The organism is Gracilibacillus ureilyticus, assembly GCF_900111195.1.
GTDB classification, from domain to species: Bacteria; Bacillota; Bacilli; order Bacillales; family Amphibacillaceae; genus Gracilibacillus; species Gracilibacillus ureilyticus.
Genome location: NZ_FOGL01000001.1, coordinates 506,913 through 522,329, shown reverse-complemented (window position 1 = coordinate 522,329; position 15,417 = coordinate 506,913). Strand labels below are relative to the sequence as shown.

Genomic DNA, 15,417 nt, shown 5'->3' with positions numbered 1-15,417 from the left:
GGGAGGTAAAGGAATGGATGAAGAATTAGAGATAGAATTAGAGCAGAATGGTTCGGTATGTACCATTTATTTACATGGAGTGCTGGATTACACCACAACGGATATTTTTTTAAAAGAATTAGAGAAAATAGGGAAGAATACAAAGCTGGTAATATTAAATTTTAACAGAATGGTTTTTATTGATTCCACAGGAACCGGCAATATTATTAATCTAATTCATACAGCAAAAGCTCAAAAGTTTCATATTAAACTGGAGGGACTTCATGAGGATTTTCATAAATTATTTGTTACATTAGGTGTTTATCAGATTATAGAGTCATTACTTGAGGCAGGTGATTAAATTGTTCCATCATGAAAAGGGCCATACAAATGAGAATACAGAGCTTGACAAAACACTGGTCAGAGAAATTAAACTTGCCCGCAATATCCAGATGAAATTATTAAATGGTGATAAACCCCAGCTGAAAAATGGGACAGTTTCCGGAATTTCTATTCCAGCCAGAAGAATAGGCGGAGATTATTTTGACTTTTATCAGCTTCCTGACGGTAAGTTACGAATCATTATAGGTGACGTGATGGGAAAAGGTATACCCGCAGCGATGCTAATGATTTTAACAAGAGGTGCATTCCGGAGTGCTGCTGAAAAAGCAAGCGGTCCTGCAGAAATATTAACAATAATGAATCATGCCATATATGATGACTTACGGTCACTTGGTTCTTTTGTTACCGTACTTTGTGCAGACTGGGATCCGGAGCGGAAAGAATTGAGCTATGCGAGTGCCGGCCATTGTTTACCACTAGTCATCCGGTCGGAAGAGTGTTTCTTGAACATCCCTCATGCAGGCGGAGTAATGCTTGGCGGTATACCTGATGTTGTGTATAAGCAAAGCGCCGTATATTTAGATGGGGAAGATGTATTGTTCTTTTATACAGACGGAATTACAGAAGCCCAAAATCAATCAGGGGATATGTATCGATTAACACGTCTGCAGCAAGTATTGTTGGAAAATGCTCATCTCGACGTGAAAACACTGGAGGAAGCGGTGGAACAATCGGTTATTGAATTTACCAGAGGGCTGCCTCAAAAAGATGATATCACAATGGTGACAATGAAAGTAAACAGAGTAAACGCACAAGCAGACTGCTGTGATTCTCCGTTAACTTAGTAAGACGGAAAGGAAAAAAATGAATAGTTGACCAAATTTTAGTGAAAAAAATATGGCAAAGTATGATTAATTGCTATAAAATTAAGGATAACTCCTGCTTAAAACGAAAAGACCTCACGATCGGGATTAAATAAATATGCCCTTATCCACTTGGAAAAAGGGTTACCTTGGAGGCGTGAAATTTGGATTGGATGGAGCCATATACATATTATTTGTCAATTTTTGGCTTGTTGCTTTTTTTTGTTGGTATTATTTTATTAAAGAAACCAAGAACACTTAGCCGCATTTTATTATCCACTTCGTTATTGTTAATCAGTCTTTTTATTATTTTTACTGCTTTAGAGTTATTATTTGAACATTATCAGCTAATGTTATGGCTCCGCAACCTTCAGCAGGTTTCCTTATATTTGTGTCCTGTTATTTTGTTTGGTTATGCAAGAGAATTGTATAAACAAAATCATAAAATAACAATGAAGTATGTTTACATCCTTGCGATTCCCTCCGTTTTGTCCGTTCTTCTTATATTTACTAACCAGTGGCATGGATGGATGAGAGAGAGTGTTGGAATCCAGGAAATATGGAACCTCACGGAAATAGCAGTTATGCCAACAAGACTAGGGATGGTTCTTTCGGTATATCCCACTTTTTTAACATTTTTCACCGTTGTTTTATTATTGCGGAACATGGGTGACTTACCGGTCAATTACCGATGGAGTCATATTTTTTCTGCTGTTGCCATATGCATCCCGCTTGTTTTTACTATGTTATTCTCCTTTATTCCATACAATGTACCAGGGAAAATGGCATTATCGTTTACGTTCATGGCGATATTGCTTGTTATTGTTAACAAAAGATATGATTTAAATTCGATCTGGCCTGTTTCCAGACATAAAATACTGGAATCTTTGGATGAGGGTATTCTTTTATTTGATTACAGCAACAGACTGATCGAAATAAACCATTCGGGCAGCCGGATTTTACAGCAAACTTTCCAATGGGACGCCAGTTCTGATCAGCTGTTAGGCAGGCATGTCTCGGAAATCTTCCAGCAAGATCAGGAAGTAATTATGCCTGTTGTAAACCGGGAAGACATACGATTTGAATGGAAATCCCATACATCGTATTTCCAGCTTAATATTGTGCCACTAGGTAATGAACAAAATGGAATGCTGCTTGTCGTTATTACAGACCTGACAGAAATGAAATTAATTGAACAAAAGTTATACCAGTTAGCACATCATGATGAATTAACATGTATCTCAAACAGAAGATCGTTTATTGAAAAATTCAATGAGCTGGTGAACTCCAATAGCGATTTTTCTTTTTTGCTCCTTGATGTAGATTATTTCAAGCAATTTAACGATAATTATGGTCATATAGTAGGTGATCAGGTATTACAGAAATTAGCGTTACTGCTTGACAGTTTCTTCTCAGGACAGAGTGAACAATCGACTGTCGGCAGGATTGGCGGGGAAGAATTTGCTGTGTTAATCGATAAAGGTGTGGACGATACGATCAGAATAGCTAAAGAATTTCAGCAACTCCTGGCAGACCAGCCAATTCGTGTCACTGAATTGGAGGAAGAAGTGATAAGTGTAAGTATTGGAATAGCAACAAACAGCCACAACGATTTATTTACATTCGAAAGAGCATACAATGAAGCTGATCAGGCATTGTACAGAGCAAAAAATGGAGGCAGGGACGAAGTAGAAGTATACTGATCTCTCCATTAAAAAAGGAAGGTGCTGGCATATTGCCCAGCTCCATCCTTTTTATCATAGGAAAACGCCAGATATGACTGGTAATCTGTTAACTTGTAAAGTATAATGTTATCAAGTGAAATGATTGATTTCTTTTGCGATGTTTTTCTTTTCCTCATCAAACTTGTGATGGGTTTCCCTGATTAAATGGGTGAACAGGTCATCACCATTCTTCTCCAGACTGGATATACCTACACCGGTAATGCCTCCCGTCACACAAACCTTATCAATTAACTCTTCTAAGCTGAAATGTTTGTCTGCGAGCAGTGTCCCGAAACCTTCAAACATTTTTTCCATTAGTATTGTTGCCTTTTCCTGTGTTATTTCGGTAGACTCACTTGCCGCATGAATAAATTTCTGAGCTAAATATGCAAAAAAGGCAGGTCCGCATGAGACAATATCTGATGCAATCCGTACAATATTCTCCTCTATTTCTACTGGTTCAGAAAAACTTTTACATCTTTTCAAAAATAGTTCTTTTCTTGTAATATCGACCCTGTCACTAAATGTTACTAATGATACTCCTGCTAATGACTGATTCGTAATACTCGGGATCATTCTTGCTACATTGCAGTTAACGAGTGACTCAATTTCTTCAACGGACAATGCACTAGTAATGGAAACAACAAGCTGCTGGTCTGTTACTATATGTTTTATTTCATTAAAAAGCGGAATCATTTGATTTGGTTTTACACAAACGAAGATAGTATCAACCGCATCAATTAAGCTCTCTACACTTTCCTCAACATGGATATTCGGATAAGTTTCCCTGAGCTGCAAGGCTTTGTCGATGGTCCTGTTCGTAATGTGCAAGTCATTCTGGTTAAGCAGTTGTGATTGTACAAATGCATGTGTAAGTACTTGCCCCATGTTACCAGTACCAATTATTCCCCATTTCATTCTATTCGCCTCCTTTTATTTTCCGATAAGAAAAGCTGATTAACTTTACGAATAAATAACTATATCATTCTATGTGAAAGGGATGAATTTATGACCGTTTTACAAAAATATTGGCATATTGCCTTAATAGGAGTAGTAATCATTCTTTTATTTCTGATCAATCCGTTCGGGCAAGGGTTTGAACCGGATGAGCAGAATCAGATTTCTCTTAGTCGTGAGCCGGAAATGGAACAAGTGACAGATACGGAAGCTTTCGAAATAAAAATGGTTGATATAAAAGGTGAGGTGAATTTTCCAGGAGTTTACGAGATTCGTGCCGAAGAGCGGGTAATTGATGTCATTGACAGGGCAGGCGGATTAACAGAGTATGCCGCGGTGGAATCGATTAATATGGCGGAAAGAGTGTATGATGAGATGGTCATTTATATTACTGCTAAAGGAGAAGGAGGGTCTGGCGGACAATCCGGGACTGCTGCAAATGGAAAAATAAGAATTAACCAGGCGACTAAAGAAGAATTAATGACAATTTCAGGGATTGGGGAAGTAAAAGCAGAAGCAATTCTCAACTATCGTGAAACATATGGGAAATTTAAAAAGCTGGACGATTTATCCAATGTGAGCGGTATAGGCGGGAAAACGATCGAGACCATAGAAGAATTTATTCAAATTCCATAACTCTATTGACTCGTCCGACATGTATCGCTAAACTTTTAGGAAGAGTTGTACAATTACAATGTGAGGAGCGTTCATTTATGGAGAGAATTTCTTGGCATCAATATTTTATGGCTCAGAGCCATTTGCTGGCTTTGAGGAGTACGTGTGAACGATTAATGGTTGGCGCTACCATTGTTCGCGATAAAAGAATAATAGCGGGTGGATATAATGGCAGTGTATCCGGAAGCGTCCATTGTATTGATGAAGGGTGTTATGTCATCGATGGACACTGTGTACGCACCATTCATGCGGAAATGAATGCGATTTTGCAATGTGCCAAATTTGGAGCATCGACAGAGGATGCTGAAATTTATGTCACTCATTTTCCTTGTTTAAACTGTTGCAAAGCAATTATCCAAAGCGGAATCAAAACAGTTTATTATGCAGCAGATTATAAAAACCATCCATATGCTGTAGAGCTTTTTCAAGAAGCTGGTGTTCATGCTGAAAAGGTAGAGCTGGATCAGACTACAATCCATTTAATACCAAATTAAAAATACTCTGGTGAGCGAAAGGAGGTGAAAATAATTGGCAGACATTTTCACTGGTATGTTATTACATATGTAGCTGCATTATTCATAAATTTCGAACAATTTCAATGGATCTTTTTATTATTAGTGTGTCTTCTATTATACCTCATCCACACAAAACGGTGGTCAATCAGCTTTAGTTTCAGTGTAATTGCTGTTTTTATCATTAGTTCGATTCATTCCGCTGTCCCTCCAGATTGGCAGCATTCTGCCACCAGTTCCTCTCCGGTTATTCTCCAGGGAAAAATCATTTCAGATGTTATCCAGACAGCCAATTATTACTCGTTTGATTTTGAAACGAATGAAAATCAGCCAGTCAAAGTGTATTATTTTTTAAATGAAGAGGAAAAGCAATCAGAAGTGTTCCTTTATGGAAGGTCCTGCAACTTGTACGGATCCTACGAGACAAATTTAGCTGCAACCAATCCGGGACAGTTCGATTACCAGAATTTTCTCAAGAAACAAGGTTATACCGGCCAATTTGTTATAACAAGCATTGAGCAGACCAGCTGTGAAGGACAATCTCTCTTTCAGCAGTTGTTTATATACCGGACACTTCTCCTGAACCGGTTAGAAGATAATGTCAATGAGTTTACCATTTCATGGGTGAAAGCATTACTGTTTGGTGACCGTAATGATCTTACTGAAGAAACTGTAACACTATTCCAAAGCTGGGGTCTGTCCCACATATTAGCAATTTCCGGTCTTCATGTAGGATTACTGCTTACATGCTTCTATTTCTTTGGCTTATATTTTCTCAGAATGACAAAGGAACAATTACAATGGGTAATTATCACCATGTTACCATTATACCCTGTTATATCAGGATCAGCTCCGTCTGTCTGGCGTGCAAGTATTTTGGCATTATTACTGATCCTCTTAAAAAAATGGAGAATATCACTTCCTGTTTCCAGTGTGCTTAGTATTGTCTTTTTCGTAATGGTATGGGTTGATCCGTATATTGTCCATTCCCTTGGTTTCCAGTTTAGTTTTATAGTGACATATTCGATCTTGTTGTCGAGGAAAATCATTGCAGATAACATGGGAAACGGCTGGGTTATATTACGCATAAGTCTGATCAGTATGCTGGTTATTTTGCCGCTTCAGCTGGATGCATTTTATCAGTTTCAGCCACTCTCTGTTCTGTTAAATGTTATGGTTATTCCATATTTTTCACTGTTTGTGCTTCCTTTTATTCTAATTATGTGCTGCACTGTTTTCCTGCCATTTCTTCTTCCGCTTTTTAGTGATTTTTTTCAATTTGTTCATGGGAATTTTCTGGATCTGTTGAACGGTCTGGACCAACTGATTTCATTTAATTGGACAATTGGATCAGTGCCGGACTATTTCTATATCATTTATTATTCCCTTCTTTTAAGTTTTTTTATTTTCCTGGAAAAAAAGCAGCATCGCTATGCATTTCTGTATGGAGCATTACTTGTTGCAGGCTTAATTGTCATAAGTGCGATTCCTTACTTTGACCCAGACGGACGAGTGACAGTGCTGGATATTGGACAAGGTGATGCTATTGTCGTTGAATTACCTTATCGGAAAGGAGTATTTCTTATCGATGCAGGCGGAAAGATGAACAGGGATTATTCAGCCCCGACAAGTACTGTCTATGATCAGGTCATTCATCCATACCTTCAATCAAGGGGAATTCGTAAACTTGATGCCATTATGCTGTCACATGACGATATTGATCATATTGGCAGTGTTTCCTTTATTTTAAATGACTACACTGTAGATTATTTAATTACATCCCCTTTTTTTGATAAGCAAATAATAGCAGAGTATACCAGGCTAAATAGTGAATTTATTCATAAAGTAGCAAATAGCGGGACGGAGATTCACATTGACAGTCAGGTGTTATCAGTGATCCACCCTGAAAAAGACAAAGGAGATACGAATGAAAACTCTTTAGTAATTCATACAACATTTGGCGATATCTCCTGGCTGTTTACTGGTGATATCGGTGAGGAAAGTGAACAGGAATTAATGAATCGTAATAAAGCATTGTCGGTAGATGTACTGAAAGTGGCTCATCATGGCAGTAATACGTCCACTTCCCAGTCCTTTCTGGAAAAAAGCATGCCACAGATGAGTATAATTTCTGTAGGCAGGGACAATAGATATGGTCATCCCGATATGACCGTAGTAGAGCGGTTGAGAGAAACAGGAGGAATTATTCTCAGAACAGATATCCATGGGGCAGTAACTTATTTTTTTAATGAGCAAAGTGGAACGTTTTCAACAGTTATTCCATATGATGCAGTAAATACATTAAAGCAGCGTGAATAAATAAAAACGAGACTCAACAATAAGCCTCGTTTTGTTATTAATTATGAATTAATCGCATCAAAAATTACGGCAATAAAGAAAATGATCATAAAAAATGCAAAAGAAAAGATAAAACCGGCTCCGGCATCAAAAAGGTCATGACGTTTGGATTGCACATCCTTTTCAAATTCATTCATAAAAAATACCTCCTTATGTAATTTATAGTTCTTTTTTTCTACAGTATTCCCTCACTTAGCAAGAGTTTACACCTATATATTTAAGTGATTCGGTCAATCTATATGTAAAGAAAATGCCGCAGCTTCATTAGATACCTAGGGCTAATGAAGTTGCGTTAATATAGATTGTGGAGGGAAGGTGAAAAGAACTTTCCCTTCTTTTTCATTCCGGAGAAATTATGTAAATTAAGGATTCGGAACGTCAGAAGCTTTTCTAAATAGTAATCTTATTATACAATAAAACATATTGAAGAAATTTTCAACATTTTCTATTCAATGATCAATTGTTTAACATAGTGGGGATGAAAAAATGGATTATTTACAAACGATAGAACAAATAAAAAAAGGAAAAATTTCACCTGTTTATTACATATATGGAACAGAAATCTACATGATAGAGGAAATAAAACAATCGTTATATCACAATAGCATGAGTGAAGCGGACCGGGATACAAATGTATCCATCTTCGATTTGGAAGAGGTACCAATCCAGGAAGTGGTCAATGATGCCAATACTTATCCGTTTTTTGGCGAAAAAAAACTGATTGTTGCAGGAAATGCCAGTTTTCTGAAAGCAAAGCCTCCAGCAACAGATCTTGATCACCAGCCGGATGTGTTAACGGATTATCTGATCAATCCTGCTCCGTATTCGATATTAGTAATTATTGCACCATTTGAAAAATTAGATGAACGGAAAAAAGTGGTAAAACAACTAAAAAAACATGCAACTACTATAGCTTGCGAACCTTTAAAAGAATGGAATATGAATGAAGCGCTCGAACGAATTGCAGATAATCATCACGTAAAGGTGGAACCCGATGTTGTCACATATATGATTAATGAGATTGGTACAGACCTGATGATTCTCCAGTCAGAATTGGAGAAGATGGCATTATACATAGGTGAGGGTAATACGATACGGATGGAAGAGGCAGAACTGTTGCTGTCACATCATGAAAGTAATTCTGCATTAAAATTGGTCGATGCCATCATTGCGAATGATTTAGTAAAAGCAATTAATATAATGAAAGACCTTGAAAAACTTGGAGAGGAACCGATAAAATTAATTGCATTGTTAGCCTCGCAATTCCGTACACTGCTTCATATTAAAACTTTGCACCAGAAAGGGTATAATCAGAAACAGATGGCATCACAATTGAAAATTCATCCATATGTTGCCAAGCTGTCCGTAACAAGGCAGGCTAAATTTACAAAAGATGAATTAACAAAAGCGATCGAGCTCCTTGCAGAAGCGGATGCCAATATGAAAACAGGCAAGGTCGAAAAGACATTGGGAATTGAACTGCTGCTATATCAGCTTATCATGCTAAGAAAAAAGAATATTACTGCATAAAAATAGCCGCACCTTTTATCAGGTTGCGGCATTTTTAATTATGCGCTTAGTTCGTTCACTTTTTTAGATAATCTTGCTTTTTGGCGATTACCTTTGTTTTTATGGACTAAACCTTTTTGTACCGCTTTGTCGATTTTCTTAACAGCTGTTTGAAGAGCTGATTTAGCATTCTCAACATCATTCGACGCTACTAATGTTTCCACTTTTTTAATATGTGAACGCATGTCTGTTTTGATCGCTTGGTTGTGTACACGATGATCTTCATTCGTACGTACACGTTTGATAGCTGATTTAATATTTGCCATTCTATTCACCTCCACTTTACTTCGTACCATAACTTTAATTGGGTCAAAAGACATTTTACCAAAGCTTTGCCGACTTTTCAATATAAATTATTCAATCTCTCCATGTATCAAACGAATCAGAACGGAAAAAACTATGTGAAACATGATGATGGGAGTGAGCTCGATGAGTGGTCAGGATTATGAGGTACGAACAGATCTGGCAGTCGAAGCAAAGGAAATGTATGTGGAAAAAGGAAAGCAGAAAAAAGGACAAATAAAAGGTGTGGAAATATCCGAAAAACAGGAAGGCAATATCCGGATATCCTTTGTCAATGTGGACAGGGAAGGCAGTGAGCAAATAGGAAAAAGCCCAGGATCCTACCGGACGATTTACTCTGATGCCATTAAGAGGCAGGATACCAGTTTGCAGCACGAAACAGCCAAGGCAGTTTGTAACCAGTTAATAGAACTGCTTGATAAAAACCAGGTGAAAAAAGACGCAACAGGATTAATTGTAGGACTTGGAAACAGGCATGTTACTCCGGATGCGCTCGGCCCTTTAGCCATTGAAAAAGTATTGGTAACCAACCATTTATTCGTTCATCAGCCGGAATATGTGGCAGAAGGCTACCGGAGAGTAGCAACAATTAACCCCGGTGTAATGGGAGTAACAGGGATTGAAACTAGTGACATTATTAAAGGTGTAATAGAAAAGCTGAAACCAGACTTTGTGATTGCGATTGATGCACTGGCATCAAGATCGATTGAGAGAGTTAATGCAACAATACAGCTTTCTGATGCAGGAATTCATCCAGGTTCAGGGGTTGGCAACAAAAGGAAGGAATTGAGCAAAGAAACACTCGGCCTGCCGGTGATTGCAATCGGAGTGCCTACTGTTGTGGATGCTGTGACTATTACCAGTGATGCCATAGATTATGTACTGAAACATATTGGTAAGGAAATGAAGGAAGTGGATAAACCTTCTAAATCTTTAACACCTGCAGGGATGAATTTTGGCACAAGAAAGTTATCGAATGAAGATCTTCCGTCACCGGAAAAGCGGGAAAAGATCTTCGGTATGATCGGTTCTCTTGACGAACAGGAAAAAAGAGCGTTAATGCAGGAAGTGCTGACACCACTCGGTCATAACCTTATGGTAACACCAAAAGAAATTGATGGATATATTGAAGATATGGCCCATTTACTGGCAAAAGGAATCAATGCAGCACTCCATGAAAATGTAAAGGTAGAAGAAGCTTCATCCTATTCCAGATAATGGTTTTCCCAGAGCGCTAACAACTCCAGTTATCAAATGTGTCACTTTTATTGTTCTACTCTTCTATCACCTGGCATACATTTCTAGTAAATGTAGTAGAGTTGATAGAGAGGGGAACAAAATGAATCGACCTTTTTCAAGAAAAAAAAGAGTTTTGCTTTTTTCCAAGCATAAGGTACTTGTTGGTATATCTGCTTTTATTTTTTCATTTTTCACCATTTGTATTATCGTTGGGGTGATGACAAGTCTTGAACCAAGTTACCGTGTCTCATCCGCAACGATAAAAAAATGGACAAGCAATGTGGAAGAAACGCATTTTTTATCACTGTTAGCTTTGGAAAACAGAATTTTTAAAGAAGCACTGCCAAAAGACGAACCGGAACTGGAAGTATGGAAAGTGTTATTTGAGGTTGGTGCAAATATCCGTTTGCATGATGTGAGAAGCTTATTAAGCAGAGAAATTCCCGGTTTCAGCACATATGATAACCAAATATTAATCGCAGGGGAAGGAACGGATTATACAAACTTAACGGTGGAATCCAATCCGCCATTAGATGTAGTCCTGGAAGAAAGGGAAGCTACAATGCCCGAAGAAGAACCAGCCCCTGATGCACCTCCTGAGGAACCGAAATCTGAGCAAACAACAGGGGAAAAGGAAGTTGTCTTTATTTATAACACACATAACCGGGAGTCTTTCTTGCCACACCTGCCAGATGTAACAGATCCAAATGGAGCATTCCATCATGAAGTTAATATAACAAAAGTTAGTGATCAACTGGCAAAAGACCTTGAGAAGGAAGGGATAGGAACAACAGTAGATCGTACGGACATCGGTTCCATTCTGGTGGAGAATGGCTGGGATTATTCCGCTCATTCTTATAAAGCATCCAAAAGTGTAGTGGAAACGGCTTTAACCAATAACAAAGATTTAAATTTTGTATTCGATTTACACCGGGACAGCATGAGAGCAGATGTGACAACAAAAGAATTAAACGGCAAGAAATATGCAAAAATTATGTTTGTCATCGGTGGAAATAATCCGAATTATGAGCAAAATCTCGCCTTAGCATCTGCTCTTCATCAATTATTTGAACAGAAATATCCAGGGTTAAGCCGTGGTGTACAGATGTATGATGGAGCGGGCCGGAATGGGGTTTATAATCAGGATGTATCCGGAAATGCACTGACAATTGAATTCGGTGGTGTCGATAATACAATGGAAGAGCTTTATAACACCTCAGAAGTATTTGCAGAAGTATTCAGTGAATATTATTGGGATGCAGAGAAAGTTTCTGCACAATAGGAGGAAAAGTTATGAAGTACGTTTTCTATTTGTTAATAATGAGTATAATTTTTTCTATCGGATTATATATGGGGATGGACCGTACATCCCCGGTTTCCTCTGATAAGGAAGGGTATGGGACGGCTGACGAGATCCCGGGAGAAATAGTGCTGGAGAATACAGAGAACATGGTGAACAGAGAGGACATAATCGAAGAATTGGACAGCGAACCATCAGAAGCTGCCTTGCCGGATGACCGACCTTTCCTTTCCCATGTTGCAAATGGCGGAGAGCAAATTGTCCAGACAGTGTGTGATAACCTCGTCTCCATTACCCATACCGTTGTTGATGGTCTGTTCTGAGTCAGTTTATTTCTTAGTTCGCATGATGATTCTTATGCTCATTTCATTGTAAATAAAGAGAGGCGCTCTACTTAGTAAATAGAATGATTTTAGCTGGGATAGATATCATGAGGGTGCATTTCTCAACGATTTCTGTTGAACATCCTCCTTTTCACTGCTATAATCAATCCTAGTATATTGTGCTCGCACATAGGAGTTGAATGACATTGACGAACATAAGAAATCAAAGTAAGGTACGAAACTTTTCAATTATAGCACATATTGATCATGGAAAGTCTACATTAGCTGACCGTATATTAGAAAAAACGAAAGCACTGACAGCTCGTGAAATGAAAGAGCAATTTTTAGATGCAATGGATCTGGAACGTGAGCGCGGCATAACAATTAAACTTAACGCTGTTCAGTTAAAATACGAGCGGGAAGAGGATGACGAATATTTATTCCATTTAATTGATACGCCGGGACACGTCGATTTTACATATGAAGTGTCACGAAGCCTTGCAGCATGTGAAGGCGCAATACTGGTAGTGGATGCAGCCCAGGGAATTGAAGCACAAACACTTGCGAATGTCTATCTCGCACTTGATAACGATTTGGAAATCATACCAGTTATTAATAAAATCGACTTGCCAAGTGCAGACCCCGAACGTGTGAAAAAGGAAATTACTGATGTTATCGGCATTGATGGCGATGAGGCGATTTTAGCAAGCGCCAAATCCGGAATCGGGATTGAAGATATTTTAGAACAGATCGTGGAGCGGATTCCTGCCCCTGCAGGGAACGCGGATGATCCGTTAAAAGCTCTCATTTTTGACTCTTTATATGACCCATATCGCGGGGTTGTGGCATATGTTTGTATAAAAGAAGGTTCAGTTAAAGTCGGCGATAAAATCCGCATGATGGCGACAGGAAAAGAATTTGAAGTAAACGAAGTTGGTGTATTTAATCCAAAGCCGGTCAAGCAGGATATGCTAACGGTTGGTGATGTAGGATACTTAACAGCTTCGATAAAAAATGTGGGCGATACTAGGGTAGGGGATACCATCACATTGGCTAACAGGCCTGCTGAAGAGGCACTGCCTGGTTACCGTAAACTAAATCCAATGGTATTCTGTGGTTTGTATCCAGTGGATGCCGACAAATATAATGACTTGAGAGAGGCGTTGGAGCGGCTGGAACTGAATGATTCCTCCCTGCAATATGAAGCGGAGACTTCCCAGGCATTAGGCTTCGGCTTCCGCTGCGGGTTCTTGGGACTGCTTCACATGGAAATTATTCAGGAACGAATTGAGCGTGAGTTTGGTATTGATCTTATCACAACTGCACCAAGTGTTATTTACAAAGTAGTCAAAACAGATGAGGAAGAACTGACAATTGATAATCCGTCCTTTATGCCGGATAACCAGTCAATTAAAGAAGTGCAGGAACCATATGTGAAGGCATCTGTTATGGTCCCTAATGATTTCGTCGGTCCAGTTATGGAAATTTGTCAGAAAAAACGCGGCGAATTTATTAACATGGATTATCTTGATGAGAATCGTGTGAATGTCGTATACGAAATCCCGTTATCCGAAATTGTTTATGACTTCTTTGACCAGTTAAAATCACAAACAAAAGGTTATGCTTCTTTCGACTATGAAATGATTGGCTATAAAGCATCGAACCTTGTCAAAATGGATATTCTGCTAAATGGTGATACAATTGATGCCCTGTCATTTATCGTTCACCGCGATTTTGCCTTCGAACGTGGAAAGCAAATAGCAGATAAATTAAAAACATTAATTCCGAGACAGCAATTTGAAGTGCCAATCCAGGCAGCTATCGGTAATAAAATTGTAGCAAGAACGAATATTAAAGCAATGCGTAAAAACGTATTAAGCAAGTGTTACGGCGGGGACATTTCCCGTAAACGGAAATTGCTCGAGAAGCAAAAAGAAGGTAAGAAGAGAATGAAAATGGTCGGCTCTGTCGAAGTCCCGCAGGAAGCATTTATGGCAGTGCTTAAAATGGATGATGAATAAACTCTCAACCCTTGTCATTTGGCAAGGGTTTTGCCATAGAGTGAAGGGGGAAGAAAATGATAACATCTGCATATATTCACATACCTTTTTGTGAGAAAATCTGTCACTACTGCGACTTCACTAAATTTTTTTATGAAGAAAAAATGGCAGATGATTATTTAGCAGCATTGGAAAACGAGATAAAAACAACTATTACAGAACCGAAACAAAAAATGAAAACTATCTTTGTTGGCGGCGGAACACCGACCGCTTTAAATGAACGGCAATTATTGCAGCTTGTCTCAATGATTGCTCAATATTTTGATACCAATTATGTTGATGAATATACGTTTGAAGCAAATCCGGGAGACTTGTCAAAAGAAAAAATTAAAATCTTAAAAGACCATGGTGTGAATAGAATTTCTATGGGTGTACAAGATTTTAATGACGACATGCTAGAGCGTCTTGGGAGATTACACCGTGTCAAAGATGTCTATCAAAACATTAATGATCTTACTCAGATTGGATTGACTAACATAAGTATTGACCTGATGTACAGTCTGCCGAGTCAGACATTTGAGCAGTTCAGCAAAACACTTGAAGAAGCTCTGCAGTTTGATTTGCCGCATTATTCGGCATATTCTCTGCAGATCGAACCGAAAACAATATTCTATCAGCGCTATAAAAAGGGTACAATAACGAAACCGCCTGAAGAAGTGGAAGCAGATATGTATGAGTATTTGCGCAAAGAGATGAACAAGCAAGGTATCTTACAATATGAAATCAGCAATTTTGCTAAACCCGGATATGAAAGTAAGCATAACTTAACATACTGGAATAATGACTATTATTATGGCTTTGGAGCAGGATCGCATGCATACCTGCCAGGAAAACGGGTCGTTAATGTCCGGCCACATCCGGCATATGTGGAAAAAGCTGTACAGACCGGGAAACCTGTATTGCATGTTGAGGAGATCGGCAAGAAGGAGCAGATAGAAGAAGAACTTTTCCTCGGGTTAAGAAAAAGTGAAGGTGTCTCCCTGAGCCAGTTTGAGCGTAAATATAACCTTTCCATCGAACGACTCTATAAAGAAGATCTTGAATCATTAAGTCAAAAAGGATGGATTGAATGGGATGAAGGGTTTATCCGACTTACAGAAGAAGGGAAACCGTTTGGAAATGAAGTTTTCCAGGCGTTTTTAATTGATGAAAAACAATTGAAGTTTCTCGATTGACATTTTTATAAGGATTTGATAATTTATAATTAGATTTA

The 15,417-nt window shown here is 38.5% G+C and carries 14 protein-coding genes and 1 pseudogene; 12 read left to right on the top strand and 3 right to left on the bottom strand.

Going from position 1 to position 15,417, the window contains the following annotated elements; all coding sequences use genetic code 11:
- Window positions 1–13: 13 nt before the first annotated feature.
- The 3 genes from BMW36_RS02720 to BMW36_RS02710 all read left to right on the top strand — a co-directional run bounded on the left by BMW36_RS02720 (window position 14) and on the right by BMW36_RS02710 (window position 2,887).
- A complete protein-coding gene (locus tag BMW36_RS02720) occupies window positions 14–340 on the top strand; it encodes an STAS domain-containing protein (RefSeq protein ID WP_089738699.1) in 327 nt (108 codons plus the stop codon).
- Window position 341: 1 nt separating this feature from the next.
- A complete protein-coding gene (locus BMW36_RS02715) occupies window positions 342–1,166 on the top strand; it encodes a PP2C family protein-serine/threonine phosphatase (RefSeq protein ID WP_245711556.1) in 825 nt (274 codons plus the stop codon).
- Between the two features lie 191 nt (window positions 1,167–1,357).
- Window positions 1,358–2,887, top strand: a complete 1,530-nt coding sequence (locus BMW36_RS02710) for a histidine kinase N-terminal 7TM domain-containing diguanylate cyclase (RefSeq protein ID WP_245711565.1) — start codon at window positions 1,358–1,360, stop codon at window positions 2,885–2,887.
- Between the two features lie 111 nt (window positions 2,888–2,998).
- Here BMW36_RS02710 and comER read toward each other — a convergent pair whose 3' ends face one another.
- A complete protein-coding gene (gene comER / locus BMW36_RS02705) occupies window positions 2,999–3,826 on the bottom strand; it encodes a late competence protein ComER (protein WP_089738695.1) in 828 nt (275 codons plus the stop codon).
- 90 nt (window positions 3,827–3,916) lie between these two features.
- Here comER and BMW36_RS02700 point away from each other — a divergent pair, with 90 nt between their 5' ends.
- From BMW36_RS02700 to BMW36_RS02690, 3 genes and pseudogenes are all read left to right on the top strand, one after another.
- A complete protein-coding gene (locus BMW36_RS02700) occupies window positions 3,917–4,501 on the top strand; it encodes a helix-hairpin-helix domain-containing protein (protein ID WP_089738693.1) in 585 nt (194 codons plus the stop codon).
- A 77-nt stretch (window positions 4,502–4,578) separates the two neighbouring features.
- Window positions 4,579–5,022 (top strand): annotated as a pseudogene (locus BMW36_RS02695) (ComE operon protein 2); the annotation flags it as partial.
- A 36-nt stretch (window positions 5,023–5,058) separates the two neighbouring features.
- Window positions 5,059–7,371 carry a DNA internalization-related competence protein ComEC/Rec2 gene (locus BMW36_RS02690; RefSeq protein ID WP_089738689.1) on the top strand — a complete coding sequence of 771 codons (2,313 nt, stop codon included), beginning with the start codon at window positions 5,059–5,061 and terminating at the stop codon, window positions 7,369–7,371.
- Window positions 7,372–7,412: 41 nt separating this feature from the next.
- Here BMW36_RS02690 and BMW36_RS02685 read toward each other — a convergent pair whose 3' ends face one another.
- Window positions 7,413–7,547 (bottom strand): YqzM family protein, encoded by a 135-nt coding sequence (locus BMW36_RS02685; RefSeq protein WP_089738687.1) that lies wholly within the window; start codon window positions 7,545–7,547, stop codon window positions 7,413–7,415.
- A 349-nt stretch (window positions 7,548–7,896) separates the two neighbouring features.
- On the opposite strand from BMW36_RS02685, the gene holA reads away from it, so the two are divergent.
- Window positions 7,897–8,940: a DNA polymerase III subunit delta gene (holA, locus tag BMW36_RS02680; RefSeq protein WP_089738685.1), complete on the top strand. Its 1,044-nt coding sequence runs from the start codon at window positions 7,897–7,899 to the stop codon at window positions 8,938–8,940.
- Window positions 8,941–8,978: 38 nt separating this feature from the next.
- On the opposite strand, the gene rpsT is transcribed toward holA, so the two are convergent.
- Complete coding sequence (gene rpsT / locus BMW36_RS02675; protein ID WP_089738683.1) at window positions 8,979–9,245, bottom strand: 30S ribosomal protein S20; 267 nt, start codon at window positions 9,243–9,245, stop codon at window positions 8,979–8,981.
- A 163-nt stretch (window positions 9,246–9,408) separates the two neighbouring features.
- Between rpsT and gpr the strand changes: the two genes are divergently transcribed.
- From gpr to hemW, 5 genes are all read left to right on the top strand, one after another.
- Entirely contained in the window at window positions 9,409–10,500 is a 1,092-nt protein-coding gene (gene gpr, locus BMW36_RS02670) for a GPR endopeptidase (RefSeq protein ID WP_089738681.1), read from the top strand.
- Between the two features lie 121 nt (window positions 10,501–10,621).
- Window positions 10,622–11,803: a stage II sporulation protein P gene (spoIIP, locus tag BMW36_RS02665; protein WP_089738679.1), complete on the top strand. Its 1,182-nt coding sequence runs from the start codon at window positions 10,622–10,624 to the stop codon at window positions 11,801–11,803.
- Window positions 11,804–11,814: 11 nt separating this feature from the next.
- The gene (locus BMW36_RS02660) at window positions 11,815–12,144 is read left to right on the top strand and encodes a hypothetical protein (RefSeq protein ID WP_089738677.1); all 330 of its coding nucleotides are present in this window, start codon (window positions 11,815–11,817) and stop codon (window positions 12,142–12,144) included.
- 206 nt (window positions 12,145–12,350) lie between these two features.
- A complete protein-coding gene (lepA, locus tag BMW36_RS02655; RefSeq protein WP_245711555.1) occupies window positions 12,351–14,165 on the top strand; it encodes a translation elongation factor 4 in 1,815 nt (604 codons plus the stop codon).
- A gap of 56 nt (window positions 14,166–14,221) precedes the next feature.
- The gene (gene hemW, locus BMW36_RS02650; protein ID WP_089738674.1) at window positions 14,222–15,379 is read left to right on the top strand and encodes a radical SAM family heme chaperone HemW; all 1,158 of its coding nucleotides are present in this window, start codon (window positions 14,222–14,224) and stop codon (window positions 15,377–15,379) included.
- The last annotated feature ends 38 nt before the right edge of the window (window positions 15,380–15,417 follow it).